The following is a 25,177-nucleotide window of genomic DNA, read 5'->3' as shown; positions in this document are numbered from 1 at the left end:
GGCGGAAGTGCCATTGCCTATAGGGCGTGCAGCAACGATAGCGCCATCGATACCTTCAGCCATCAGAGGTGTTTCGATGCCCTGGGTAAGCTGCACGCCAGGCGATGGAGGCAGATAAAGCGTTGGCCGTATCAGCGCTGTAGGTGCAATAGCCAGCTGATTTCCTTCCGCCACGGCAGAAGTGGTAAATGTATCCCAGTTAAGCCGGGTGCCATCCTCAAGTTGAATTTGAACGTCACTGATCTCAATGGAACGCAGTTCAATAGGAAATGGCAATTGAATGCGAGCTTGCCCGGAGGAGTAATCATCAGCCTCGTCCGAAGTATCTGCGCCACTGCTTAGCTGGATATCGGCCCCTTTAAGGCGCAGCGTCTCTAAGCACAAGCGTCCCGAAAGGACACAGTCATCCGCCCAGGCTAGCTCGAAGTCATCAATTTGGATGCGTGTATCACCGATAGCAAGCTGGAAGCCCTGGAGCGTGAATCGATCCAGCAGCGCTCCTTCTTGTTGTTCAAAGGTGAAATAACCGTGTTGCTCGCCTTGTGAAAACAGCTGCCCGGTGCCCCAAGGTGAGAGTGCAACCCCCAGCAGCAGCGCTACGAGACCCAATAACCAAAGGGGCACAACGATAAATAAGCGAATAAAGCTCCACGCCGCTAACCATAAGCGACGTTTAGGCGAGAGCAACTGACGCTTTGCAGGGCCCCGTGTTTCAACCTTAGCCAAAATACTCTCCTAGAATTCCGGTCCAATGGAAAAGTGCACACGCCAGTCGTCATCATTGTCAAAGGGATGAGCGACATCAAAGCGAATGGGGCCCACGGGTGATATCCAACGCACCCCTACACCAGCACCGGTTTTGAGATCTTCTGGCCCCCAGTTATCGAAGGCGTCACCACTGTCCACAAAGGTTGCTCCCCACCACTCTCCTGTCACTCGCCGCTGATACTCAAGCGTTGACGTAAGTAATTGTTGCCCGCCACGCAAACGGCCTTCTTCGTTTTTGGGCGATAAACTCTCAAAAGAGTAACCCCGAACGCTACGGTCACCACCAGCAAAGAAGCGTAGTGAGGGAGGCAGCTTATCAAAGTCATCGGTTTCTATAGCACCGATACTCAAGCGTGCTGAGAATCGGTTGTCATTTCCAATGGTGCGAATCCACTCTGTATCTCCCGTCAGCCGGGCAAAGTGAGCGCTGGACCCCCATGTGGTATCAGAATATTCGATGGAAAGCTGCTGACGGTCGCCCCATAGCGGAAATCGTTGGGGCTGAGTCCGTGTTCGAGACCACTGGATGCCAGGGTAAAACAACCAAACATCATCTGAAATGCCGCCCTGGGTGAAGTCTTCATACGTGGTACGAAAGTACAGCGTTTGTACCCAACGATTTTCAAACTCCCAGCGTCGCGCTACTTCAACCGTACCCTCGAGCGATTGGGTATCCCCATCGTCTCGGTTACGCACACCGTATTGAAGGCGATAGTTATCGCGTATGGGGTCTTCCAGAGGGATATTGTAGACACCCGTGAAGCGCTGCTCAGGTGCGGAAATATAGAGGTCATGATTGAGGCTATGGCCGAAGCGATTAATCCAGGGCTGTTGCCAGCCAAAGCGCAACCGAGGCCCTACATCCGTCGCGAAGCCGATACCGACCTCAAACTGATGGCGATCAGCGGGTTCAACGCTCACATCAATGGGCAGGCGCGTATCGTCTTCATCGCGACGGTTGAGGCTCAAGGCGCTGGCTAATGCCGCACTGGAGAGGCGAGGCCGCTGGGGCTGAGACGCAGTCGCTTCGTTCCACCAAGAAGCACCGCCAGAAAAGGGCGCGATAGTAAGCTCTTGAGCGGTTTCTAGCCGGGGACGTACGCTGACGGAACTAAACCACCCTGTCTCCGCTAGACGCTGGTTATAGCGGGCTAGGGATTCAGCCAAGTAAGGAGCGCCGGTTTCAAATGTCTGCATTTGACGCAGACGCTCAGGCTCGATGTGACTACCGGCAATAGACGTCTCACCAAATTGATAACGAGGCCCGCTATTAAAATCCATGTAGAGACGAGCGCTTTCAAGGTAAGGTCTGACTTCCATTCTGCGATCAGCAAACGACCAATCAAAATAGCCTCGCTCAATGGCTAGGCCCGAAAACTGATTACGCAGCCTATCCCATGGCGCATGTCGTAAGGCATCACCTTCCCGCAATGGAAAATTATCTAGGGCGGCCTGAAAAGGTGGGTCGTTCTGCGCATCGCCTTCAACGTTAATCGAAAGCACTTCAATTTTTACCTGGGGCCCGGGCTCAATACGCACCGAGATCGGTGTTTGGTTCAGCTCAACGGTAATATCAGGTTCGTAGTAACCAAAAACGCGCATGGCTTCAAGGGTACGCTGCCTAATTTCACCGCTTAGGCGCACATCGGTGTACTGTTCTTCATCAATACTTTGTAAATAAGCATCAATATTGTTCTCAACTGGGCTACTCACCCCACTGATCGCTGCGTTTAGTGCCCATGTGGTGGGACTCAACGTGAAGAGTGGCAGTATCACTAAGCAAGCTGCCTTTTTGGCCACAGGCCATCGCCGTTGTTTTCCCATACCTTTCATCCCTAACTAAATCAGCAATTCGGTAGGCATTTTCTACCGGAGCATTTCCATCTGCGCACTAAAAGCAAGCTGTGCTTGGCGTACTTGCCGAATGTCGCTTTCTAAAGTAATTATCCGCTGTGACCACTGCTGCTCTAGTTCTTCCAGAGATGCCTGGGTCGCTGCCGGCGACTCCGCAGTGCTTAAATTCTCAATGGTTGAGGAAAGCGTACTTAACTGCTGATCAGTTGCTTCACGCCAGCGAGCAAACTCAGCTTCTAGTTCATCGCTTTCGCTCGCCAGCTGGCGCTCAAGTGCTGCTAAGCGCTGTGCTGTGTTCTCTTCCAGATGAGAGACCTCTTCAAGTAAGTTTTGCCGACCTGAAGTGCCCGACTGCTCCAGCGCATCTAGGGACGCACGAATAGCTGCTAGCTGTCCATCACGAAGGCTTGCCTGTTCCCGAAACTGTTCAAGTGACTGCGAAAGCGAACTCACTGCATCGTTTGAAACAAGTTCTTCATTAGCCGTTAACAAGCCATAGAGCTCTTCACGCGTATTAGTCACTACCATTGCTAGCTGCTCCTGTTCTTGGAACAGCGTTGCCACCTGTGCTTGTACAAAGGTTATCGTATCCTGGGTGTCCGTGTCACCCGAGTCTAGCCTAGCGTGAAGGTTAGAGACTTCACCGCTTACGCGGTTAAACTCACTTAACAAGCGCTCACGCTCGTACCAAAGGCTGACGGCAGCTGCACCCAACGCAATAATGATCACTATCATAACCAGCCACAATGGCCATAGCCTTGGCCCCCTGCGGTGACGCAAGTGTCGCGCGGTCAAACTTTGATCCACATCGGGAACAATGCGCTGGGACGAAGAGCTATTAGGCATGGTTATTCCTCAAAAGTGGTCGGGTCGGCACGTCGCCCGATCCCTCTATAGCGTAAGCCACAGCTTGCTACGAAGGCTGGGTCGTAGATATTACGCCCATCGAGCACTAACTTAGCGCTTAGTAATGAGGCTAAACGATGCCAGTCAGGGTTCCAATAGGATTTCCACTCTGTGACGAGCATCAGTGCATCAGCGCTCTCACAGGCTTCATAAGGATCCCCTTCGAAGGTGGTTAAATCGTCACGTTCGCCCACTGCCGCATACAAAGCCGGGATAGCCGCGGGGTCATGCAGCCTTACCTTAACACCCTGTGCCCAAAGAGCTTCAAGCAGAGTTAGTACCGGTGCATGATCAATACGCGCAGTACCAGGTTTAAAAGCAGCTCCCCAAATGGCGATCGTTTTACCCGCCAAATTGCCTTCAAAGGCAGTCCATAGTTTTCTGAACAGCGTCTCTTTTTTCTGTTCGTTAATATCCATTACCTGCTCAAGCAGCGCTGAATATCTACCACTTGCCGACTGAACATCTGCTAGGCGCATCAAATCACGGGAGAAATTAGGCCCACCGAAACCACAGCCTGGGTACAAATACTCAAACCCGATGCGGGTATCTGCGCCCATTCCTTGACGAACGTGCTCCACATCAACGCCAAGCGTATCTGCTAGGCCCGCAATTTCATTCATATAGCTTATGCGTGTCGCTAACATGCCATTAATAGCAAGCTTGGTTAGTTCGGCTGCCCGGCAAGGCATCCTCTGAAATACTTCGCTGCGTCGATTAAAAGCACGCAGTAACTCCCGGGCTACTTGTTCCCCCATGGCGTCATCACAGCCCAACAGCCATCGTACTGGGCGGGTAAATGATGCCCAAGCTCGGCCCTCTTCAAGGGTGTCAGGCAGCGCAACGCTGCTGTGCTGAGCGCCCATGACGGCATGGAGTCGCTCGGTTTCACCGACCGGGAAGGTCGAGTTATTAATTAATACAGCGCCACTATGCGACTCAAACATGGGGTGCTGAAGTAACGTATTAGCTGATTGACGCTGCCCAGGCGATAACGCAAGCCATATCACATCGGGAGTGTTGGCTTGTTCAAGCGTTTCGATAATTCGCAGCGTGCCGCTGGAGAAAGCTTGCTCAATATGTGTCATAAGCTCGGGTTCGCGACGCAACCAGTCTTCTTTTGAAAGCGCGGCCCACTGAGCCTCTTCATGCAGCAGCCAGTCGACGTGATGGCCAACCCAGGCTAACGCGGCGGCGGCTGTTGCAGCACTTAGTTCACTACCATGGAGTAATACACGCATCGCTCACGCTCCCCGACAGGATAATATTCGGGAAAATAGGCTGTTATGGATCATGCAAAGTTCCTTTTCATGCGTTCCGCCCCCGGAGTGGTTAGAATGACATAATACTGAACGAATGGCCGGATGCCACCTTGCTACTTGATATGCCAACAAGCGAAGGCGATAGCATCCTGGCATATGCTGACAGACAAATCCCCTTTAGGCTAAGGAGTGCAAAATATGCAAGCGTCACCTCAGGATAGCACTGCTCATCGCTATCAAGGCAACGTCGATGCAGCGGAAGTTGCTAAATTTGAAGCGCTCGCGAGCCGTTGGTGGGATCCGCAGAGCGAATTCAAGCCTCTGCACGACATTAATCCCTTACGACTTGATTTTATTGATGCCCGTTCTGGCCTGGCTGGAAAACGTGTGCTCGATGTCGGCTGCGGCGGCGGCATATTAAGCGAGTCAATGGCGCATCGTGGCGCCAAGGTTACCGGAATCGATCTAGGTGAAGCCCCGTTAGGCGTCGCACGTTTACATGCTGAGGCAAGCGGCGTGGAAATTGACTACCGCAACATTAGCGTTGAAGCCTTAGCTGATGAACAGCCAGGCCAATTTGACATCATTACCTGCATGGAAATGCTAGAACACGTTCCAGACCCCGCTTCTGTCATTCGTGCTTGTAGCCAATTAGTACGCCCTGGGGGGTACGTATTCTTCTCCACCTTAAACCGTACCCCTAAATCTTATGCCTTTGCGATTCTGGGCGCTGAGTATCTGCTGAGATTATTACCTCGCGGTACCCATGATTACGCAAAATTTATTCGCCCCTCTGAAATGGCCGCTTGGTCACGGATATCAGGGCTTGAGGTACGGGAACAAACAGGGCTTACCTACAACCCATTAACCCGGCGTTATCGACTAGTAGCCAATGATGTATCAGTTAACTACATGATGTATTGCCGCAAAGTGAGCCAATAAATGCCATCGACACTTCCAACTGCAGTGCCTGAGGCCGTGCTGTTCGATTTGGATGGCACGTTAGTGGATACGGCGCCAGATTTAGCACAAGCAACGAATGCCTTAAGGCAGCACCATGGGCTAGCGCCGCTGGCATATGAACAAATTCGTGGGCAGGTATCCAATGGCGGGAGTGCGCTGGTGACACTGGCGATTGGTCTTGAAAGTGGTAGCCAGGCGCACGATACAGCGCGAGAGTATCTACTGGATGCCTACGAACAAGCCGTGGCGGTGCATAGTCAGGTCTTCAAACCGCTGGATCAGTGGCTAACCCGCTGGCACGCACAAGCGCGTTTATGGGGAATTGTTACTAATAAACCTAGACGCTATACCCTGCCCTTACTTGATGCTCTAGCATTAAAGCCAGGCGCACTACTCTGCGCTGATGACCTTAGCGTGAAGAAGCCCGCCCCTGAACCACTTTGGGAAGCAGCGCACCGTCTTGGCGTAGCCCCACAAGCGTGCTGGTATGTCGGTGACCACGTGCGTGATATAGACGCAGCTAAAGCGGCGGGAATGACGGCCGTCGCGGTTGGCTATGGCTACATTAGTGAGGAGGATAACTATCAACAGTGGCCCGCTGATATCTGGTTTGAAACGTGTGAAGATTTGGTTGATGCTCTAAACGCGTTTCATCACACTGCTAATCAATAAGTAAGCAATAACGTTTAGAGCACCTTGCTAACCCCGCCTCTGATGTTGTTAAACGCGAGGCGGTTGGGCATCTAGTTTTTGGCCACTAACGCCGGTGCTATCTGGGCCCATTAACCAAAGGTAAGTTGGCATGATTTCTTCTGGTGTACGCAGCGTCGTGGCATCTTCACCCGGAAACGCGGAGCGGCGCATTTGAGTGCGCGTTGCACCCGGATTAAGGGTATTAACGCGTACATTTGCCTGATTTTCCAGCTCATCGGCCAACACTTCAGCAAATCCCTCAGTGGCGAACTTAGAAACCGAATACGCTCCCCAATAAGCACGCCCTTTACGACCTACGCTTGATGAAGTGAAGATAACCGATGCATCTTTGGATTGTTGCAGCAATGGTAATAGGGCTTGCGTCATCCAAATAGGCCCATTGATATTTACCTGCATCACCTGCTCCCACAGCTCGGGATTATACTGCTCAAAGGGCGTAATCCTTCCCAGCAACCCGGCGTTGTGAAGCAGCCCATCTAAGCGTCCAAACTCCTTATCCAGCGTTTCAGCCATGTCATGGAAGTCTTTGAGCGTCGCGCCCTCAAAGTTCAGCGGAAAAATGGCTGGTTGTGGCCCTCCTGCAGCTTCAATTTCATCGTAAACGCTTTCAAGTTTTGCGATGGTACGCCCTAATAGCACAACCGTTGCCCCATGGCGGGCATAGCTTAGCGCCGCAGCGCGGCCAATACCGTCACCCGCACCGGTTACCAACACGACGCGATTTTCTAACAGGTTGGCCGTTGGTTGATAGTCGATTTTGCAGCTCATGAGGTTTCCTTGAAGCGAAAAAAATTAAACAGGGTTATCCAGCAGACTGACGGAGAAAATCATTCGCGAGACCGGCAGCACTACTTTGCGGATAGTCATCGCGCACTTGCTCAAGCAGTTCTCTGCTGCGTTCAGCCTCGCCCTGGCGTGCTTTTACAAGCCCCAGTTTGTAAAGTGCATCGGGTACTTTGCTGCTACTGCTGTACTGCTCTATTACACGGCTAAAGGCTTCATCCGCTGAACTTAGTTCGCCTTCAGCGGCATAAAGCTCACCCAGCCAATAGTGGCCATTGGCGGTCAGGCTACTGTCGGGATGGTCAGCCACAAATGCTTCAAAAGCAGCAATGGCGTCGCTAAAGCGTCTTGCTTGCACATGAGCAAATGCCGCTTGGTAGTCCGCCTGGACATCTTCACTGACGTTGCGTGCCGAAGGCGCGTTAACCACCTGCTCCGCTGCTTCAGGCTCGACCTGCGGAGTAGATTGCTCAATTTGACTGGGGCCACTACTCATTAAGCGGTCTTCAATATCTAAATACTGCTGCTGAGATTGGCGACGTAACTGTTCCAGCTGATGGCGCAGTTCTTCAATTTGGCCACGCAGCTGTTGAATTTCCTGCTGGTGCTCTTGAACTTGGTTAAAAAGCACCAAGTTTCCGCCTGAGGCTTCTTGGCGTTGGGTCTGATGATAAAAACCGCTGGAAGAGCCCGAGGAGAGATCTTGAACAAGCGGCTGCTGAGCAACAGCGATCAGGGGCAATACGGACAGCGGGAGCACTAAGGCTCCCGCACCGCACAGCCTCTCAAAATAGCGTTTGAGACTGTGATTCATGATGACTCCGTAGGTAGTACGCTATTGGCGTGTCTTTAGCACGCCAACGCCATCAATAATTGAACACAACGCGGCGATTCTGTGAGTACGCGCTTTCAGTTTGTCCGCTTGCAGCTGGGCGCTCTTCACCATAGCTAACCACGCTCATTTGTGAAGGTGATACACCTTGAATATTCAGGAAGCGCTGAACGGCTCCTGCGCGACGCTCACCCAGTGCCATGTTGTATTCACGCGTGCCACGCTCATCAGTATGGCCGTGTAGTACAACTTGTGCATTTGGATTAGCGCGCAGGTAGCGAGCATGCGCCATTACCACTGACTCGTATTCGCCCTTGATGGTATCGCGGTCGAAGTCGAAGTAAATGGTGCGTACCTCAGGGATACGCGAGTCAGCTTGCTGACCGGCACCTGCACCAGAGCCTGACGTGGAGCCGTATTGGCCACTAGTGCCAACACCCGTGGTAGAGCCCATGCTGCTGCCATCTTGGCTGCCGTATGAGTCACCATCTTGAGTCCCGCCGGTGCTGGAACAGCCAGCGATAACTACGATAGATAACGCTACTGCCAATGAGCGAGCCAACGGTTTAAGTTGCATAATCAGACTCCTTGCCTGAAAAACAGAAAACAAATGCGGTTCAAGATCAATTTAAGAAAGGTGACCACGCGGGATCGCGGACATCACCTTGTGCTGCGGGTAATCTAAATGACGAGCGACCATCGGCCGATACAGCACTCAGCACCCCATTGTTACCCTGTTGGGTAGCGAAGATTACCATGGTCCCGTTCGGAGCAACACTAGGAGATTCATCTCTTGTAGATTCACTTAATACAACTAAGCGACCTCCATCGAGTTCCTGGCGTGCGACTTGGTAACCACGGCTTGAGCGGTGAATTAAAAATATCTGTTCACCGTCTGGCGAGTAACGAGCACGGGCGTTGTAATTGCCCGTAAACGTAACGCGATTTGTTTCTCCGCTGCCTAATACGTGGCGATAGATCTGCGGGCCGCCACTGCGGTCAGAAGTGAAGATAAGGCTGCGGCCATCGGGCGCCCAAGCAGGCTCAGTATCAATGCTGCTGCTTTGGGTAATACGCTCAACAGAGCGATTAGCAACGTCCAGAATATAAATTTCTGGCTGGCCATCTTTAGAGAGCGACATGGCTATACGTCGGCCATCGGGCGACCAGGTAGGTGCTCCGTTGATGCCCTCAAATGAGGTGGCTTGCACCCGCTGCCCGGTGGCTACATCTTGGATATATATAGCAGGGCGCTCGGTTTCAAAAGATACATAGGCAAGCTTTCTGCCATCTGGCGACCATGAAGGTGACATGATCGGCTGATCAGAGGTAAGCACTTGTTTGCTATTACGACCATCAGCATCAGCCACATAAAGGCCGAACTGCATATTGTCACCAAGCCCCTGAGCCGTAACATAAGCAATGCGCGTTGAGAAAGCGCCTCGGATATCGGTGATTGCCTCGAAAATCTGGTCGCTAATGTAGTGAGCTGCACCGCGTAGGTCGTTTGCGTCGGCGGTAACCGTTTCACTAATTATGCGGCGTTGACCACTGATATCCATTAAATCGAACTGTAGCTGGTAGCCGCTACCGGTTTGCTGGGCGCGCCCAACCACCAGGTAGCGTACATCCAGCGAACGCCATGTGCCGAATTCAACCTCGCTGGCTTGGCTTGGGCGGTCAAACATTGCGCTACGCTCAAGCGGTGAGAAGAACCCGCTTCGTTCTAGGTTATCGTGAATAATTTGGGCAATGTCTTCTGGCATATCGTCACCGCCAGCAAAAGGCACCACGCCAATGGGGAGCGCTTGATCACTCCCACGCGTTATTTCGATCGTAAGATTTGCATGTACTGCACTGCTGACAAACAGCAATACGCAAAACAGCCACACTTTGCTAAAGGTTTGCATCAGCGAACATCCCCCGGGGTAAATCGCAGATTAAATTGGCGTAAATTACGCTGCTGATCGGCGGGCAATTCTCGTAACTCGCCGAAAGGTGCAGCTTGTTCGACGGCCTGCATCGCAGACCTGTCAAACGTGCTATCGCCACTTGAAGTAACAATAGAAGTTGCCAACAGTTCACCTGATGGCCCAAGCCTTACTTGAATCGTAGCACTCATCGCATTACTTGCACCTGGCGGTATTATCCAAGCCTGCTCTACCGCACGCCTAACAATGTTGATGAAGCTATTAGCAGCCTGCTGAGCTTGCTGAGCATTGGCTGCGGCCTCTGCTTCACCGGCTAATTGACGCTGCATAGCAGCTTCGGCTGCTTCTGCCGCACGGCGCTCTTCGGCTTCACGTTCACGCCGGGCCTCCTCTTCGCGAGCCCGCTGAGCCTCGGCTTCGCGCTGGCGTTGTGCCTCAGCCTCTTCACGAGCGCGCTGCTCTTCAGCTTCACGTTGGCGCTGTGCCTCAGCCTCTTCACGGGCGCGCTGCTCTTCAGCTTCACGTTGGCGCTGTGCCTCAGCCTCTTCACGCACACGCTGCTCATCTGCTTCTCGTTGGCGCTGAGCCTCCTCACGCGCTTGCGCCTCGGCTTCCTGCTCTTGTGCTAAACGTTGAGCCTCTTCAGCACGCCGCTGAGCCTCTTCTTCAGCCTGGGCTTGGGCCTCTTCTAGTGCACGCTGCTCTTCGGCTTGCCGAGCCTCGCGCTGGGCTGCCTCCTCAGCTGCTTGCTGTTGAGCAGCCTCTTGGGAGGGTTCCGTTGAAGGTTCCGGCTCCGGTTCTGGCTCAGCCTCCTCTGCCTCTGCCTCTGCTGCGGCTCTGCTCAGCGCCGCCTGCTGCTCCGTAATCTGCTGTGCCTGATCCGTGAATGTTTCTGTACTGACAAGCGTCGCCTGCACAATAGAAGAAGAGTCGGGCTCTGCTGTCGATGTTGGCAAACTGATCAAGCTAAATACGACTACCATCAAATGCACCGCAATAGCCAAAATGACCGGTAGCGTGTAGCCAACGTCTTGGGGGTCTCGATGAGTATCGGCAGCCATCTGTGCGTTACCTTTACCCATCTTGTGGTGGCTCGGAAAGCAGCCCCACATTAGCGACGCCAGAGCGCTGTAACGTACTCATGAGCAGAACAATTTGGCCATAAGGAACGTTACGGTCACCGCGCACCATGACCGGTGTGCCAGGACGGCGTTCTAAAATAGCGATAATCCGCTCAGCCATTTGATCAAGAGAGACGACGGATGTGTCTTCGCCCAAGGTAACAAAATAGTTACCCTCACGATCAACAGAGATGATGATCGGGTCGCTATCCTCTTGGGTTTCGATTGGCTCAGAAGTGACTTGCGGCAAGTCTACGTCTACCCCTTGGGTGAGCAACGGGGTGGTGATCATAAATATCACCAGCAATACCAACATAACGTCGATAAAGGGGACGACGTTGATTTCCCCCATCGGCTTGCTTTTGCCGCTACGGTTGAATGGACCTTGCATGGCAGACTCCCTTAACTGGCGTTAGGCTTGCCGTCACGGCCTTGCAGATTACGGTGCAAGATAGCGTGAAACTCTTCGGCAAAGTCTTCATATTTGCCCAGTAAACGAGCCGCATCATTTGACAGGCGGTTATAAAAAATTACCGCCGGGATAGCAGCAAAAAGCCCCATGGCTGTCGCAATCAAGGCCTCTGCAATCCATGGCGCAACCGTTGCTAAGGTGGCTTGCTGTGTCATGGAGAGCGCTTGGAAGGAACCCATGATGCCCCACACGGTGCCAAATAGGCCAATATAGGGGCTAGCTGAAGCGACGGTGGCCAGGAAAACCAAATGTTGGGTTAAGCGGTCTTCTTCACGGGACCATGCAACGCGCATGCTACGCTGAACACCATCCAATACTGAGTCAGCATTGCGGGTTTTAGGCATTAGCCGATTGAACTCGCGAAACCCTGCTTGAAAGACATGCTCAGCACCATGGCGCGGATCGTCGGCTGGAATTTCTCGGTAAAGCTCGTTCAGGTCGACACCAGACCAGAACGACTCTTCAAATTGGTTGTACTCTTGCTTTGCTTTACGCAGCGCAATGCTGCGCTGGAAAATCACCACCCACGAGAGGATTGACCCCACTACTAGTAGCAGCATCACCAGTTGAACAACCGTACTGGCACTCATTATCAAGTGGGGAATGGACATGGTGTTATCGTTCACAGTTGCCCTCATCAATCAATTAGCGTCGGCTTATCCGACTGTGGTGATATTCGCGGTGATATCCGCCAAGCGTTGCAAAGAACTCAGCATTCGTTAGCCGCACTATAAATCAAGCGCTTAAAATCGTTAGGCCTCGCCTAGCAGACTAAGCGTGGCGGGCCATTTCTTAGGCTTCAACGTCTTAGCACTCAAGCAGGCTATCTCGACTGTCGCAGCGCACAAGAGTTCCTCATTACGTCGAACCTGCTGTTCAAACGTCATACGGCATCGCCCGATAGTTTCCACTGAGGCACTTACCACCAGCTGGTCATCTAAGCGAGCTGGCTTGGCATAGTGACAGGCCAAGCGGTATACCACTAGCTGTGTTCCTTCGTCTAGCAGCATTTGCTGATTTATTCCTAATTCTCTCAGCCAGTCACTACGCGCACGCTCCATAAACTTCAGATAGTTAACGTAGTAGACAATCCCGCCAGCGTCAGTATCTTCCATGTAAACGCGTATTGGCATAGTAAAGCCATGGCTCATGGACGTCGCTCTCCTTCCACGTTGACAGAGTGTTCATGGGGAACCCTATCAAAATGCAGCCACGCTTGGCGGGTCACCATACGCCCTCTTGGTGTTCGCATCATAAGGCCCTGCTGAATGAGGTAAGGCTCTATAACGTCTTCGATGGTATCGCGCTCTTCCCCTATCGCTGCGGATAGTGAATCCACCCCCACAGGGCCGCCATCAAATTTGTCGATCATTGCCAGTAACAAGCGACGATCCATGTGATCAAGCCCATGATGGTCGACATTAAGCATGTTCAGCGCAGCATCCGCCAAGCTAGCATCCACTACCCCGTTACCTTTGATGTCCGCGTAATCCCGCACACGCCGTAGAAGGCGATTGGCGATACGCGGCGTCCCCCGTGACCGGCGGGCAATTTCCACGGCGCCTTCCTGGCTAGTTTCTACCCGAAGAAGGCGTGCCGACCGAGAAACAATTTCAGTGAGCTCTTCTAAATTATAAAACTCAAGGCGCTGGACGATACCAAAGCGGTCACGCAGCGGTGACGTTAATAGCCCCGCACGTGTTGTTGCGCCCACTAGCGTAAAAGGGGGCAGGTCGAGCTTAATAGAGCGAGCTGCAGGCCCTTCACCAATCATGATGTCGAGTTGAAAGTCTTCCATTGCGGGATAAAGCACTTCCTCAACCACAGGCGATAAGCGGTGGATCTCATCAATGAACAGCACATCGCCTGGCTCAAGGTTGGTTAACATCGCCGCTAGGTCACCTGCCCGTTCAAGCACTGGACCAGAGGTTGATTTAAGCCCCACCCCCATTTCCGTGGCAATGATATTGGCAAGCGTCGTTTTGCCAAGCCCAGGAGGGCCAAATACCAGCGTGTGATCCAGGCTTTCCTCGCGAAGCCTGGCCGCGCCAATAAATATCTCTAGCTGCTCTCGCACCCGAGGCTGGCCGATGTACTCTTTAAGTCGCTTGGGGCGAATAGCGTGGTCAATTCGCACTTCCCCCTGTTCGGGTTCAGCAGCGATTAACCGGTCGTGTTCTAACATAGAGGCTCTTTTTTTGATGGCTTGCTTAACCGCACGCAGTGTCGTTAACCATAAATGAACAAGGACACTTACCCGTTCATACGATTCGTTAGAGCCGCTTTGATCAGCGCTTCTGTTGATTGATTAGGATTAATATCAGCCAACATTTTAGATGCCTCTGTTAGCTTATAACCCAGGCTAACCAGCGCAGCTTCAGCATCTGCAAAGCTATCCCGAGGGGCTGGGCGGCCACTTGTCGCTTCCAGCGCTAGAGGTGCATGACTGCCATTTTCCCATTCGGGGAAGCGGTCGCGCATTTCAATGATCAAGCGTTCTGCGGTTTTTTTGCCCACCCCAGGGAGTTTGGTCAGCGCTTTACTATCATCGTCTCTAACACAGCGCATAAAAGCCTCTTCGTCCATCCCAGAGAGGATAGCTAACGCTAGCTTAGGGCCAACGCCATTAACCTTGATCAGGGCGCGAAACAGGGCGCGCTCGTGTTCTCGGGCAAAGCCGTAAAGAAGATGAGCATCATCGCGAATAGTAAGGTGGGTATAGAGTGAAACGCTCTCCCCGGGAGCAGGCAGTGCTACTAGGGTATTCATTGAGGTCTCTAACTCATAGCCAACACCGTGAACGTCGACCACAATCCACGGGGGTTGCTTTTCCAGCAGAGAACCGCTCAAACGACCAATCATAAGGTTACTCGCAACATTCAAAACAGCTGTTTACTATAAAGCCACCCTGTACAGATGACCAGCAGCGGTTAGAGTCGCCAGCGTCCTGAGGAGGACCTGCTGCGCCCTCGTGACGAGCGCGTTGTGCTCAGCCCACTGCCTGCATAGGCATGGGTGAGCGCAATAGCTAACCCATCCGCTGCGTCGGCTTGTGGCGTGGCGGAGAGTTTAAGTATGGCGGTTACCATGTGTTGCACTTGGCCTTTATCAGCCCCACCTTGTCCGGTAACCGCCTGTTTAATTTGTCGTGCAGCGTACTCGCCGATACTTAAACCGTGGTTGGCGATACACACCAACGCCGCGCCTCGGGCCTGCCCTAATTTAAGCGCTGAATCGGCATTTTTAGCCATAAAAACACGCTCAACGGCCACCGCATTAGGACGATGCAAGCCAATGACCTCGGCTACGCCTGCATAAATTTGCGCCAAACGCTGCTCTAAGGCCCCTTCTGCGGTACGGATACAGCCACTTGCGACGTATTTTGGCGTGACACCAACAAGGTCAATCACCCCATAGCCGGTGATGCGCGAACCGGGATCAATACCTAAAATCCTAATAGTGGGGGCTGCTTCGATTCCATTCATTTAACGTGCTCAACTGTGCTGGCAATAAAATATCGCTCACAAAAACGTCGCTAACAAAAACACCGACGCAGGGCGTCGGTGTTGGATAAAGCTTAGCGTACTGGAATGCTATTCAGTAGCGTCAGCTTTGGCCTTTTGGCGCAGGCGAATATTCAGCTCTTTTAACTGGTCGAGGCTAACTTCGCCCGGCGCATCAGTCATTAAGCAGCCTGCGCTTTGCGTTTTCGGGAAGGCTATCACTTCACGGATTGTCTTAGCACCCGCCATGAGCATTACCAGACGATCTAAACCGAAGGCTAAGCCGCCATGGGGCGGAGCGCCATACTGCAGAGCATCCAGCAAGAAGCCAAATTTCTCTTGTGCTTCTTCTTTACCAATGCCAAGAATCTCGAACACAGTGCTCTGCATAGCCTGGTCGTGAATACGGATTGAACCACCACCCAACTCAGTGCCATTGAGCACCATATCATAAGCACGGGAAAGCGCTTTTGCTGGGTCTTCCTTCAGCGCTTCCGGCGAGCAAGATGGCGCCGTGAAGGGGTGGTGAAGCGGGCTCAGGCGGCCATTATCGTCGGCTTCAAACATCGGGAAGTCAACGACCCACAGCGGTGCCCAGGCTTGGGTATAAAGTTCAAGATCAGCGCCTAGTTTGACACGCAGTGCGCCAATCGCTTCATTAACAATACGCGCTTTGTCAGCACCGAAGAAGATGATATCGCCATCCTCTGCACCCACACGGTCTAATAACGCTTCGACCACATTTTCCATAAACTTAACGATGGGCGACTGCAGACCTTCAAGGCCTTTGGCGCGCTCGTTAACCTTAATCCAAGCAAGGCCTTTTGCACCGTAGATGCCGACAAAGTTAGTGTATTCATCGATCTCTTTACGGGAAAGTTTGGCGCCGCCAGGTACTTTAAGTGCTGCTACGCGACCATCTTCAGCACTGGCCGGGCCTGAGAACACCTTAAAGTCGACCTGTTGCATCAAGTCATCAACGTCGGTCAGCTCAAGGGGGATACGCAGGTCAGGCTTGTCCGAACCAAAACGGTTCATGGCTTCTTGCCACGTCATGCGCGGGAACGCTGGCAACTCCACGCTTAGCACTTCTTGGAATAATTGACGAATCATGACTTCAGTAATGTTCATGATGTCATTTTCTTCGACGAAGGACGCCTCGATATCAATCTGAGTGAACTCAGGCTGACGGTCAGCACGCAGATCTTCGTCGCGGAAGCATTTGGCGATCTGATAGTAGCGATCAAATCCGGCCACCATTAACAGCTGCTTAAACAGCTGTGGCGACTGCGGTAGCGCAAAGAAGCTGCCGGCGTGAGTACGGCTGGGCACCAGGTAGTCGCGAGCACCCTCTGGCGTAGCGCGAGTGAGTACTGGGGTTTCAATATCAAGAAAGCCTTGATTCTCAAGATACGCGCGAACGTTATGGGAAATACGCGAACGCAGACGCAGTTTCTCGATCATGTCAGGGCGACGAAGGTCAATATAGCGATGCTTAAGACGCACTTCTTCGCCTACCTTGCCATGCTCATCAAGCTGGAAAGGTGGTGTAGCAGCGGTATTGAGCACTTCTACTTCTTTGGCCAGTACCTCAATCATACCCGTGGGCATATTGGGGTTTTGAGTACCTTCTGGACGCAGCCGGACACGCCCGGTAATACGCAAGACGTATTCGCTGCGGACGCGGTCGGCATGGGCAAACGCCTCGGCGGTATCAGGGTCTACAACGAACTGAGCGATGCCATCGCGATCGCGCATGTCGAGAAAAATGACCCCACCGTGATCACGGCGACGGTGCACCCAACCACATACGGTGACCGTTTGATCCACCAAAGTTTCGTTAAGCTGGCCGCAATAATGGCTGCGCATGTCTAATCCTGTTCTGTTACGTGGCAATGAGATTGTCGCGGGGCGTTACGCCCCTGACAGCCGCAGCTAAGCAGCGGCGCCTTTATTCGTTGGTGCGCTGGGGGATTCAGTTTTTGAACCCGTAGCGCTGGAAGCGGTTTGGCCATCAGCGACCAAATTCTTCTTACTGCCTGTCTTAAAATCAGTTTCGTACCAACCGCCGCCCGCTAAGCGAAAACCTGCCGCTGAAACTAAGCGTTCAAGTCCGTTGCGCTGGCAGGCAGGACACTCTTTGAGTGGGTCCGCACTGATTTTCTGTAATTTTTCCATGCGATGGCCGCAGGCCTTGCACTCGTACTCATAGATGGGCATGTTGATGACTCCTGAAAAGCTCAACTCCAACAGACTGGTTTTTCACAGGCTAACGTTTTGATAAAAATGACGTTAACAGGCTGTAAATATGTGGCCTGTCGGGATAAATTCCAAGACTGCGGTTGATAGAGCGACACATTATACCCTTTTGTGCCCCCTGCCGGGCAAGGCCAAGCGCCTACTGGCAGTTAATGGAGAAAATAAAATGCCCCATGCGGTCATGCTGGATGCCCAAAGCTTAGGGCCCGATATTGATTTAACCGCAATTCAAACAGTTGTTAGCCATCTTGAAGTGTACGGTAAAAGCACCTCAGAACAAGCGCTTGAACGTCTTGCAGACGCCGAAGTTGCTATCGTCAACAAGGTGAAATTAGATGCGCAGACGTTAACACAGCTGCCCAAATTACGGCTTATTTGCGTGCTAGCAACCGGGCTTAACAATATCGATCTAGAAACAGCTAAAGCACAAAATATTGACGTTAAAAATGTTACCGCTTATGGAACCGCCAGCGTTTCACAGCATACGCTAATGCTAATGCTGACATTGGCAAATCGTCTGCCACGCTACCAGGCGGATATTGCTGCCGGGAAGTGGCAACAAAGTGACTTTTTTTGTTTACAAGAGCACTCAACCCTACAGCTAGCAGGCAAGCAGTTAGTGATGGTTGGTCAAGGTGAACTTGGCTCGGAAGTAGCACGCTTAGCAGAAGCATTTGGTATGCAGGTGACGTTTTCCGCACGGCCGGGAAACGAGGCTGCCGACCAGCGACCGTCTCTCGATGAACTGTTACCCAGGGCAGATATCATAAGCCTACACTGCCCCCTCAATGAGGCTACCCACCATCTCATCAATCAAGAGCGGCTGGCAAAAGCGAAGTCTTCGCTACTGCTTATCAACTGCGCGCGAGGTGGCGTTATCGATGAAGCCGCCGCCCTAGAAGCGTTACGCAATGGCCAGATTGGTGGGCTGGCAGTGGATGTATTGCCTACAGAACCGCCTCGCGAGGGCCATGCGCTGTTAGAAGCGCTGGCGAATGCGGAGCCGCTGAACCTGATTGTTACGCCCCATAACGCTTGGATTACCCCTGAAGCCCGTCAAAACATTGTGGCGTTAACGGCAGACAACATTACGGCGTGGCAAACAAGCGCAAAGTAAGCGCCCATTAATACGTCGAGAAATGATCAGGAGCGTGGTAGTCATCCAACACTTCAAACGTAACATGGGTGACCCGCGCTCCATCTGGCCCTTGCCATAGCCACTCGCCAAGCGCAGTCACAGCGTCGGTTTCTCCACACATTGCCACCTCCACACGACCATCTGGCAAGTTTTTAGCGTAGCCTGTAATGCCCAGCTTAAGCGCCTGCGCTTGCGTGCTATTTCGATACCACACGCCCTGAACCTTTCCTGTCACATAAGCACGAACACAACGTTTTTCCATGATGTAGCTCCTGTTTAAATTAACTCGCGTTTAACCAGAACTGCGCTGTTACGAGGAACCAATGGGCGGCCACGACGCAATAGCAGCGAGCGTGTAAAGGCAGCACCAAACAGTAGAATTAACGAGCTGTAGTAGACCCATAGCAATATCATCACCACTGAGCCTGCGGCGCCATACGTAGACGCAGTAGCCGTGTAGGCTAGATACACGGCGATGATGTTGCGCCCTATTGTAAAGAGCACAGCTGTCACTACTGCCCCAATAAACACATCTTGCCAACTCAAAACCACATCCGGCAATACCTTAAAAATCGTCGCAAAAAGCAGCACAACGACTGCCAATGAAATTAACGACTCAAGCGATGTGGTAAATAAGCTGGCATAAGGAAGGAGGTGATCGGTCGCTTGCAGCATTCCCCTTATTACTACCCCAAGCACCAAAGAGACAAGCAGAATGAAGCCAATTGAGAGCACCACTGTCAGCGACAGCAAACGGTTTTTGATAAATATAAACATGCTATTTGAGGTGGGTTTAGCCGTTACGCCCCAAATGGTATTGAGCGAAAACTGCATTTGCGCAAAGACGGTGGTCGCGCCAACGATTAGTGCAGCAAACCCAAGCAACGTGGGCAGCAAACCAGACTCTTCAATGCGCGACTGCGCCACCGCCTGCTCAATCGCAGAAGCAGCATCTACGCCTAACGTTCCCTGTAATTGAGCAACGATTTGCCCTTGGGCAGCGTCTTCACCCAGCACCACCCCAATAACAGTTACCGCAATGATGACAGTGGGCGCTAATGAAAATAGCGTGTAAAACGCCAACGAACCTGCATAACTAAATGCGTTGCGCTCTAACCATAAGGAAGTTGCGTCTTGTACTACCTTCCACCAAAAAATAAGTGTGCGCTTGAACATATCCATTCCCTTAAACGACTTTATGGGGCGTCCGTGTCAATCATTAACGCCTGCTCGAGATAGTAAGCATACCTAACCCTAGCGCTGGGTGCAGGTATGACCACATTGCGTCACTTCGCAGCCCACTCCATAATGGCGCTCATTTATCAACGATCAAGGAAGCCCTATGAACTCGGATGCTGTTGAATCTGCTATGGCTTACGACTTTGATTGCTTGGTATTTATCGGACGCTTCCAGCCTCCCCACCTGGGGCATTTAGCGATCATCCGAGAAGCGCTTAAACAGGCGAGACAGGTCATTGTGTTGGTGGGGTCCGCTTGGCAGGCTCGTTCGTTACGCAACCCATGGCATTTTGATGAACGCCAAGCCATGATTCGTTCTGGCTTTGATGATGATGATAACCAGCGCCTAGAAATTACGCCGCTGCTGGACGCTCTTTATAATGACGATGTATGGGTAAGAGACGTTCAACGGAAAGTTCGTGACCTCGCTGCACCTGCCAACGCCCGCTTGCCACGCATTGGGTTAATAGGCGCAAGCCGTGGGCAGTCTAGTTATTATTTATCGCTTTTCCCCCAGTGGGAGTCAGTGAGCGTACCCTTAGTAGAAGGCATTTCGGCGAGCCAAATACGCGAGCGTCTGTTTCGCTCGCTGGGCTCTACCGATGACTACCTTAGCACCGGTGCATATCACGACTTGCCGCCTGGAGTGGTAAAACGTGTGGGCAGCTTTTGCCAAGGCGACGCCTACCATCAGCTGTTAGAAGAGCAGCAATTACTCGACCAATACCGGCAGGCGTGGGCACACGCGCCCTACCCACCTATTTTTGTTACCGTTAACGCGGTGGTCGTCCAGTCGGGGCACGTGTTATTGGTTAAACGTACGGCGGCTCCCGGTAAAGGTTTGTTTGCTCTACCGGGGGGCTTTATTAACCCCCATGAGCGACTGTTAGATGCTTGCTTAAGGGAGTTGCGCGAACGGCTGCGTCTCAAAGTGCCCGAACCCGTTTTAAAAGGTTCCCTTCGCGGGCAGCGCTTATTTGACGAGCCGCATCGTAGTTGGCGGGGACGCACGCTAGCAGAAGCATTTTACTTCGCTCTTCGTCCTGACCAGCAGCTACCACGCCTTAAACCGGTTCGCGGGGGGGACCATGCGCGCTGGGTGGCATTGGCGGATTTAAGGCCGGAGAGCTTGTTTGAAGACCACTTTTTTATTATTCAAAATTTTTTAGGGCTCCCCGCCGACTTTAGTAGTTTTTAGGCTTAGCGGCGTCAGAAGACATCGACGCCGCTTAACTATGCCTGTAGAAAATCCCTTGGCAACTTCATCATCTGACGCCATAGCCGCTCAACGCCTGGTTTATGCACTAATGAGCAGCGGTAAAGACGAATCTCGAGAGGAATATCCCAGCTTTCATCTCCTGCCCTTACCAGTCGACCACTTTTTAATTCCTCACGGATACAAAAATCCGGGATCCACGCGGTGCCAACACCTTGTAACACCATACCCTTTAAACCTTCGGCCATGGCGGTTTCGTAAACCGTGCGAAGCTTCATACGCAGCGGGTCATTCTTCAGCAGCATTCGGACACTGCGGCCTAAAAATGCCCCCTGAGTGTAGGCTAAATAAGGAATGGAGCTATCACGCTGCAGCGAAAAAAGCGGCTCGCCATTCTCGTCAGGAAGGGTGACGGGTAACATTTTCACTTTCCCGATTGAAAACGAGGGGAATACTTCTGCATCTAACTGCATGGTGGCAAACGGGTCATAGTAAGCCAACATCAGGTCACAATTACCCTCTCGCAGCACATGAATGGCCTCCCCCACATTCATAGCAACCAAGCGGGTAGGCAACTCGCCTAATCCTTTTTGTAACCGCGATATCCATGGCGGATAAAAGCTCAGCGCTAGTGAGTGAGCAGCAACGATATCCAGCGCTTCGTTAGCAATAGATAAACCTCGAAGATGCCCTAGTGACTCATTTAACTGTTCAACCAAGTTTCGGGCGGTAATTAAAAAAAGTTGACCCTCCGACGTCAAACCTATCGGGGTTGTGGTGCGGTCAACCAGCGTCACGCCGATTGCTTGCTCTAAAGCCCGGATACGGCGGCTAAAAGCTGGCTGTGTTACATGTCGCTGTTTTGCCGATGCAGAAAAACTACGTGTATTTGCCAACGCGACAAAGTCTTCTAGCCATTTTGTTTCTAAATTCACCCAAAACTCCTTGTGCCCAACCATTCGCAGCTGTTTTCGGCGCTCCGTTGATCACTGAATTGGCGCAGTCAAATAAGCAGCCCTTGATACGACTTTTTTCCACATAGGACGCTGGTTTATTTCATCCATGGTAACGCGTCGGCAGTGAGCAAAGTCCTCTTCCAGCATCTTACTTACTTCCGCAGCAAATGCTGAACTGGGGATAAAAGCAGTAATTTCAAAATTGAGTCGAAATGAGCGGTTATCCAGATTCACGGTACCTACACTTGCTGCTTCATCATCAATCAAGATCACTTTTTGATGTAAAAACCCAGGAAGATAACGGTATATTTTAACGCCTGCTCTTAACATATCGGGTAGAAATGAGAATGCTGACAAGAATACCAGCAGATGATCTGGCCGCTCAGGAATCATCACACGGACATCAAGCCCCCGCATCGCCGCTAAACGAAGCGCATCTTGTACTCCTTGATCAGGCACAAAATAGGGGCTAGTCACCCACAGCCTTTCATTCGCACTATGAATTAACTGTTGAATTAACAGGCTTGCAGTGTCCTGTTTATCCGCAGGGCCGGAAGGTACGATAACAACTTGGTGGTCTTCTTGCGGATGGGTTTCTGCATGCCAATTAAGCGTGATGACCTCATTGGTCGCCCAGTGCCAATCTTCCCAAAAAGCTTCTTGCAGGCCCAAAACACTCGGCCCTTGCAAGGCTAAGTGGGTATCCCGCCATGGGCCATGACGAGCACCCTGCCCCAAATACTCTACCCCAACATTAAAACCACCAACCCAGCCCTTCTTGCCATCGGTCACCATAATTTTGCGGTGGTTACGAAAATTAAGCTGAAACCGATGCTTGAAACCTCGCGAAGAACGAAAGGCTTTTACGTCAATGCCCTCTTTGGTGAGCTCTCGAAAATAGCTTTGATTAAGCTTTCGGCTGCCTACTTCATCATAAAGAAAGTAAACACGTACACCCCGCTGTGCAGCTTGAGTCAAGTGCCGCTGCAATCGACGCCCTAGCTCATCGTCACGAACGATAAAAAACTGAAGCAACAGATAATCTTTAGCATCGTCTATGCCATCGAAAAGACTTTTAAAGGTCGCTTCACCATCAATGAGTAGTTCTGCACTGTTGCCCCTCGTTAAAGGCATCATCGCCAGCTGCTCCACAGCCTGAATATCGGCATTTTTAGGCTGTGCAACGTGGGGTTTAACGTTGTTCCTGTAGCGTGCCAACACTCGCCTTAGAACGTTATCTCGGGCGCCTCTCGCCGAAACATAGCCATAAAACCGTGGCCGCCCAAAAAACCAGTACGCTGGTAATGCCACGTAAGGAAACGTAAGCAATGAAATAATCCACGCAACAGCACCTTGAGAGGTACGGCTCGACATTAACGCCATGATGGCTGACACAATCCCCAAAAGGTGTATCAGCATAATACCTGTCCCTAATAACCATGAGGTCATTGACTATTCCTCGCCATCCGGTAGGGATCCTTTGTTTGATCGATTTACTGCCAATGCACAAAAGCCCCGCGTAGGACGGGGCTTCTTTATTTCACGTATTGCTTATAAAGATATCAAGCAATTAAGCCGACTGAGCAATAATTTCCTTCCATTTGGCTGGCCCGGTTTGATGGACAGAAGTACCAAGACTGTCTACCGCAACGGTTACCGGCATGTCTTCCACTTCAAATTCGTAGATTGCTTCCATGCCCAGATCTTCAAAGCCGACCACACGAGATTTTTTAATTGCTTGGGCTACCAAGTAAGCCGAGCCGCCCACCGCCATTAAATAAACCGCTTCGTTGTCACGAATTGCGTCAATGGCTATTTGGCCACGTTCAGCTTTACCTACCATGCCTAATAAGCCCGTCTCTTCCAGCATAGTCCTGGTAAATTTATCCATTCGCGTCGCAGTAGTAGGGCCTGCTGGGCCAACCACTTCATCGCCAATGGGATCAACGGGGCCTACGTAGTAGATAAACCGGCCTTTCATATCAACAGGCAGCGGCTCCCCTTTTGCAATCATATCAACCATGCGCTTATGTGCCGCATCACGCCCAGTCAATAACTTGCCATTTAAAAGAAGCGTATCACCCGGCTGCCAGGTTTTAACTTCTTCAGGCGTTACGGTATCTAGGTTAACGCGTTTAACGTTATCCCCTGCTTCTCGGGTAATTTGCGGCCAGTCTTCAAGCTTAGGGGCAGGCAGTGCAACAGGGCCTGAACCATCTAGCGTAAAGTGAGCATGACGGGTGGCTGCACAGTTGGGGATTATCGCCACCGGCTTATTAGCGGCGTGGGTCGGATAATCTTTGACTTTAATATCCAGCACGGTGGTCAAGCCACCTAACCCCTGGGCACCGATGCCGCTTTTGTTCACTTTATCGAACAATTCAAGACGCAACTCTTCAGCACGGTTACTTGGGCCACGGGCTTGTAAGTCTTGAATATCAATAGGATCCAGCAGCGCTTCCTTGGCAATTTCCATGGCCTTTTCAGCGGTACCACCGATGCCAATACCCAGCATACCCGGTGGGCACCAGCCTGCCCCCATTTTTGGCAGCTGTTCCATTACCCAATCCACTACGCTATCGGAAGGATTGAGCATGGCAAATTTAGATTTTGCTTCACTGCCACCACCTTTAGCAGCCACATGAATATCGACTTTATCGCCAGGTACGATCTTGTAATGGATAATTGCCGGCGTGTTGTCTTTAGTATTTTCACGCTTGCCATCGGGGTCGGCTAGCACTGAGGCACGCAGAACGTTATCCGGCAGCTTATAGGCGCGACGAACGCCCTCATTGATCATATCATCAAGGCTAAGCTCCGCATCCCAAGTGACGTTCATACCAACATGTACAAAGACCGTTACAATGCCGGTATCTTGGCAAATCGGGCGGTGGCCAGTGGCACACATACGCGAATTGATCAGAATTTGCGCTATAGCATCTTTAGCAGCGGGATTTTCTTCGCGCTCGTAGGCGGCTGCCATGGCATCAATAAAGTCTTTCGGATGATAGTAAGAGATGTACTGCAGAGCATCGGCAACGCTTTGTATCACGTCGTCCTGGCGGATCACGGTCATGGTCAAACAGCTCCTCGGTTATCGTCTTTTCCGCGGCCGTTAGTCGTCACTACTGCTATGGACTAATGCGTCAAACGTGGCCGTCTGGGTGTGGGAGGAGTATACCGTATTGCCTAGAGAGCGGCAGCCGCTCAACGCTGCTTCCGAGCCATAAATGCTAATGTTTTGATCTAAGCTTTAAGAA

At 51.9% G+C, this 25,177-nt stretch carries 25 protein-coding genes and 1 pseudogene; 4 read left to right on the top strand and 22 right to left on the bottom strand.

Annotation, left to right across the window (positions count from 1 at the left end; translation table 11 throughout):
• The 4 genes and pseudogenes from MOY_RS01175 to MOY_RS01160 form a co-directional block, all read right to left on the bottom strand.
• Positions 1–726 (bottom strand): annotated as a pseudogene (locus tag MOY_RS01175) (translocation/assembly module TamB domain-containing protein); the annotation flags it as partial.
• 9 nt (positions 727–735) lie between these two features.
• Complete coding sequence (gene tamA, locus MOY_RS01170; RefSeq protein ID WP_009095585.1) at positions 736–2,592, bottom strand: autotransporter assembly complex protein TamA; 1,857 nt, start codon at positions 2,590–2,592, stop codon at positions 736–738.
• A 42-nt stretch (positions 2,593–2,634) separates the two neighbouring features.
• Positions 2,635–3,468, bottom strand: coding sequence for a hypothetical protein (locus tag MOY_RS01165; protein ID WP_009095583.1), 834 nt, complete (start codon positions 3,466–3,468; stop codon positions 2,635–2,637).
• A gap of 2 nt (positions 3,469–3,470) precedes the next feature.
• Positions 3,471–4,769, bottom strand: coding sequence for a nucleotide sugar dehydrogenase (locus MOY_RS01160; protein WP_009095581.1), 1,299 nt, complete (start codon positions 4,767–4,769; stop codon positions 3,471–3,473).
• Positions 4,770–4,988: 219 nt separating this feature from the next.
• Here MOY_RS01160 and ubiG point away from each other — a divergent pair, with 219 nt between their 5' ends.
• Both ubiG and MOY_RS01150 read left to right on the top strand, forming a co-directional pair.
• Complete coding sequence (ubiG, locus tag MOY_RS01155) at positions 4,989–5,732, top strand: bifunctional 2-polyprenyl-6-hydroxyphenol methylase/3-demethylubiquinol 3-O-methyltransferase UbiG (RefSeq protein ID WP_009095579.1); 744 nt, start codon at positions 4,989–4,991, stop codon at positions 5,730–5,732.
• The gene (locus MOY_RS01150) at positions 5,733–6,425 is read left to right on the top strand and encodes an HAD-IA family hydrolase (protein WP_009095577.1); all 693 of its coding nucleotides are present in this window, start codon (positions 5,733–5,735) and stop codon (positions 6,423–6,425) included.
• Positions 6,426–6,473: 48 nt separating this feature from the next.
• Here the strand turns inward: MOY_RS01150 and MOY_RS01145 are convergent, their stop codons facing one another.
• The 13 genes from MOY_RS01145 to MOY_RS01085 all read right to left on the bottom strand — a co-directional run bounded on the left by MOY_RS01145 (position 6,474) and on the right by MOY_RS01085 (position 17,329).
• On the bottom strand, positions 6,474–7,235 hold the full coding sequence (locus tag MOY_RS01145) for a YciK family oxidoreductase (protein ID WP_009095574.1): 762 nt from the start codon (positions 7,233–7,235) through the stop codon (positions 6,474–6,476).
• Positions 7,236–7,269: 34 nt separating this feature from the next.
• Positions 7,270–8,064, bottom strand: a complete 795-nt coding sequence (ybgF, locus tag MOY_RS01140; RefSeq protein ID WP_009095572.1) for a tol-pal system protein YbgF — start codon at positions 8,062–8,064, stop codon at positions 7,270–7,272.
• 52 nt (positions 8,065–8,116) lie between these two features.
• Positions 8,117–8,659: a peptidoglycan-associated lipoprotein Pal gene (gene pal, locus MOY_RS01135; protein WP_009095570.1), complete on the bottom strand. Its 543-nt coding sequence runs from the start codon at positions 8,657–8,659 to the stop codon at positions 8,117–8,119.
• 46 nt (positions 8,660–8,705) lie between these two features.
• A complete protein-coding gene (tolB, locus tag MOY_RS01130; RefSeq protein ID WP_009095568.1) occupies positions 8,706–9,992 on the bottom strand; it encodes a Tol-Pal system beta propeller repeat protein TolB in 1,287 nt (428 codons plus the stop codon).
• Entirely contained in the window at positions 9,992–11,074 is a 1,083-nt protein-coding gene (gene tolA / locus MOY_RS01125) for a cell envelope integrity protein TolA (protein WP_035539699.1), read from the bottom strand. Before tolA ends, tolB begins: the two co-directional genes overlap by 1 nt.
• Before the next feature lie 13 nt (positions 11,075–11,087).
• Positions 11,088–11,525 (bottom strand): protein TolR, encoded by a 438-nt coding sequence (gene tolR / locus MOY_RS01120; RefSeq protein WP_009095565.1) that lies wholly within the window; start codon positions 11,523–11,525, stop codon positions 11,088–11,090.
• Positions 11,526–11,536: 11 nt separating this feature from the next.
• On the bottom strand, positions 11,537–12,232 hold the full coding sequence (tolQ, locus tag MOY_RS01115; RefSeq protein WP_009095563.1) for a protein TolQ: 696 nt from the start codon (positions 12,230–12,232) through the stop codon (positions 11,537–11,539).
• Between the two features lie 126 nt (positions 12,233–12,358).
• Positions 12,359–12,757 carry a tol-pal system-associated acyl-CoA thioesterase gene (gene ybgC / locus MOY_RS01110; RefSeq protein WP_009095561.1) on the bottom strand — a complete coding sequence of 133 codons (399 nt, stop codon included), beginning with the start codon at positions 12,755–12,757 and terminating at the stop codon, positions 12,359–12,361.
• Positions 12,754–13,791, bottom strand: a complete 1,038-nt coding sequence (gene ruvB / locus MOY_RS01105) for a Holliday junction branch migration DNA helicase RuvB (RefSeq protein WP_009095559.1) — start codon at positions 13,789–13,791, stop codon at positions 12,754–12,756. Before ruvB ends, ybgC begins: the two co-directional genes overlap by 4 nt.
• Positions 13,792–13,859: 68 nt before the next feature.
• Positions 13,860–14,468 carry a Holliday junction branch migration protein RuvA gene (gene ruvA / locus MOY_RS01100; RefSeq protein ID WP_009095556.1) on the bottom strand — a complete coding sequence of 203 codons (609 nt, stop codon included), beginning with the start codon at positions 14,466–14,468 and terminating at the stop codon, positions 13,860–13,862.
• A gap of 68 nt (positions 14,469–14,536) precedes the next feature.
• Complete coding sequence (ruvC, locus tag MOY_RS01095) at positions 14,537–15,091, bottom strand: crossover junction endodeoxyribonuclease RuvC (RefSeq protein ID WP_009095555.1); 555 nt, start codon at positions 15,089–15,091, stop codon at positions 14,537–14,539.
• Positions 15,092–15,199: 108 nt separating this feature from the next.
• Entirely contained in the window at positions 15,200–16,978 is a 1,779-nt protein-coding gene (aspS, locus tag MOY_RS01090; RefSeq protein WP_009095553.1) for an aspartate--tRNA ligase, read from the bottom strand.
• A gap of 66 nt (positions 16,979–17,044) precedes the next feature.
• Positions 17,045–17,329, bottom strand: coding sequence for an FmdB family zinc ribbon protein (locus MOY_RS01085; protein WP_009095550.1), 285 nt, complete (start codon positions 17,327–17,329; stop codon positions 17,045–17,047).
• Positions 17,330–17,534: 205 nt separating this feature from the next.
• Between MOY_RS01085 and MOY_RS01080 the strand changes: the two genes are divergently transcribed.
• Complete coding sequence (locus tag MOY_RS01080) at positions 17,535–18,485, top strand: D-2-hydroxyacid dehydrogenase (RefSeq protein ID WP_009095549.1); 951 nt, start codon at positions 17,535–17,537, stop codon at positions 18,483–18,485.
• A 7-nt stretch (positions 18,486–18,492) separates the two neighbouring features.
• Here MOY_RS01080 and MOY_RS01075 read toward each other — a convergent pair whose 3' ends face one another.
• A complete protein-coding gene (locus MOY_RS01075; RefSeq protein WP_009095547.1) occupies positions 18,493–18,768 on the bottom strand; it encodes an acylphosphatase in 276 nt (91 codons plus the stop codon).
• A 14-nt stretch (positions 18,769–18,782) separates the two neighbouring features.
• Complete coding sequence (locus MOY_RS01070; RefSeq protein WP_009095544.1) at positions 18,783–19,682, bottom strand: YihY/virulence factor BrkB family protein; 900 nt, start codon at positions 19,680–19,682, stop codon at positions 18,783–18,785.
• A gap of 166 nt (positions 19,683–19,848) precedes the next feature.
• Between MOY_RS01070 and MOY_RS01065 the strand changes: the two genes are divergently transcribed.
• Entirely contained in the window at positions 19,849–20,943 is a 1,095-nt protein-coding gene (locus MOY_RS01065; RefSeq protein ID WP_009095542.1) for a bifunctional nicotinamide-nucleotide adenylyltransferase/Nudix hydroxylase, read from the top strand.
• Positions 20,944–20,978: 35 nt separating this feature from the next.
• On the opposite strand, the gene MOY_RS01060 is transcribed toward MOY_RS01065, so the two are convergent.
• The 3 genes from MOY_RS01060 to MOY_RS01050 form a co-directional block, all read right to left on the bottom strand.
• Positions 20,979–21,896, bottom strand: coding sequence for a LysR substrate-binding domain-containing protein (locus tag MOY_RS01060; RefSeq protein ID WP_009095540.1), 918 nt, complete (start codon positions 21,894–21,896; stop codon positions 20,979–20,981).
• Positions 21,897–21,947: 51 nt separating this feature from the next.
• Positions 21,948–23,366 carry a cardiolipin synthase gene (gene cls / locus MOY_RS01055; RefSeq protein ID WP_009095538.1) on the bottom strand — a complete coding sequence of 473 codons (1,419 nt, stop codon included), beginning with the start codon at positions 23,364–23,366 and terminating at the stop codon, positions 21,948–21,950.
• Positions 23,367–23,487: 121 nt separating this feature from the next.
• Positions 23,488–24,993 carry a fumarate hydratase gene (locus MOY_RS01050; protein WP_009095536.1) on the bottom strand — a complete coding sequence of 502 codons (1,506 nt, stop codon included), beginning with the start codon at positions 24,991–24,993 and terminating at the stop codon, positions 23,488–23,490.
• Between the last annotated feature and the right edge of the window lie 184 nt (positions 24,994–25,177).

The sequence above is a fragment of the Halomonas sp. GFAJ-1 genome, assembly GCF_000236625.2.
Lineage (GTDB): Bacteria > Pseudomonadota > Gammaproteobacteria > Pseudomonadales > Halomonadaceae > Vreelandella.
Note: the sequence above shows the minus strand (reverse complement) of the source record. Positions and strands in the feature narration are given on the sequence as shown.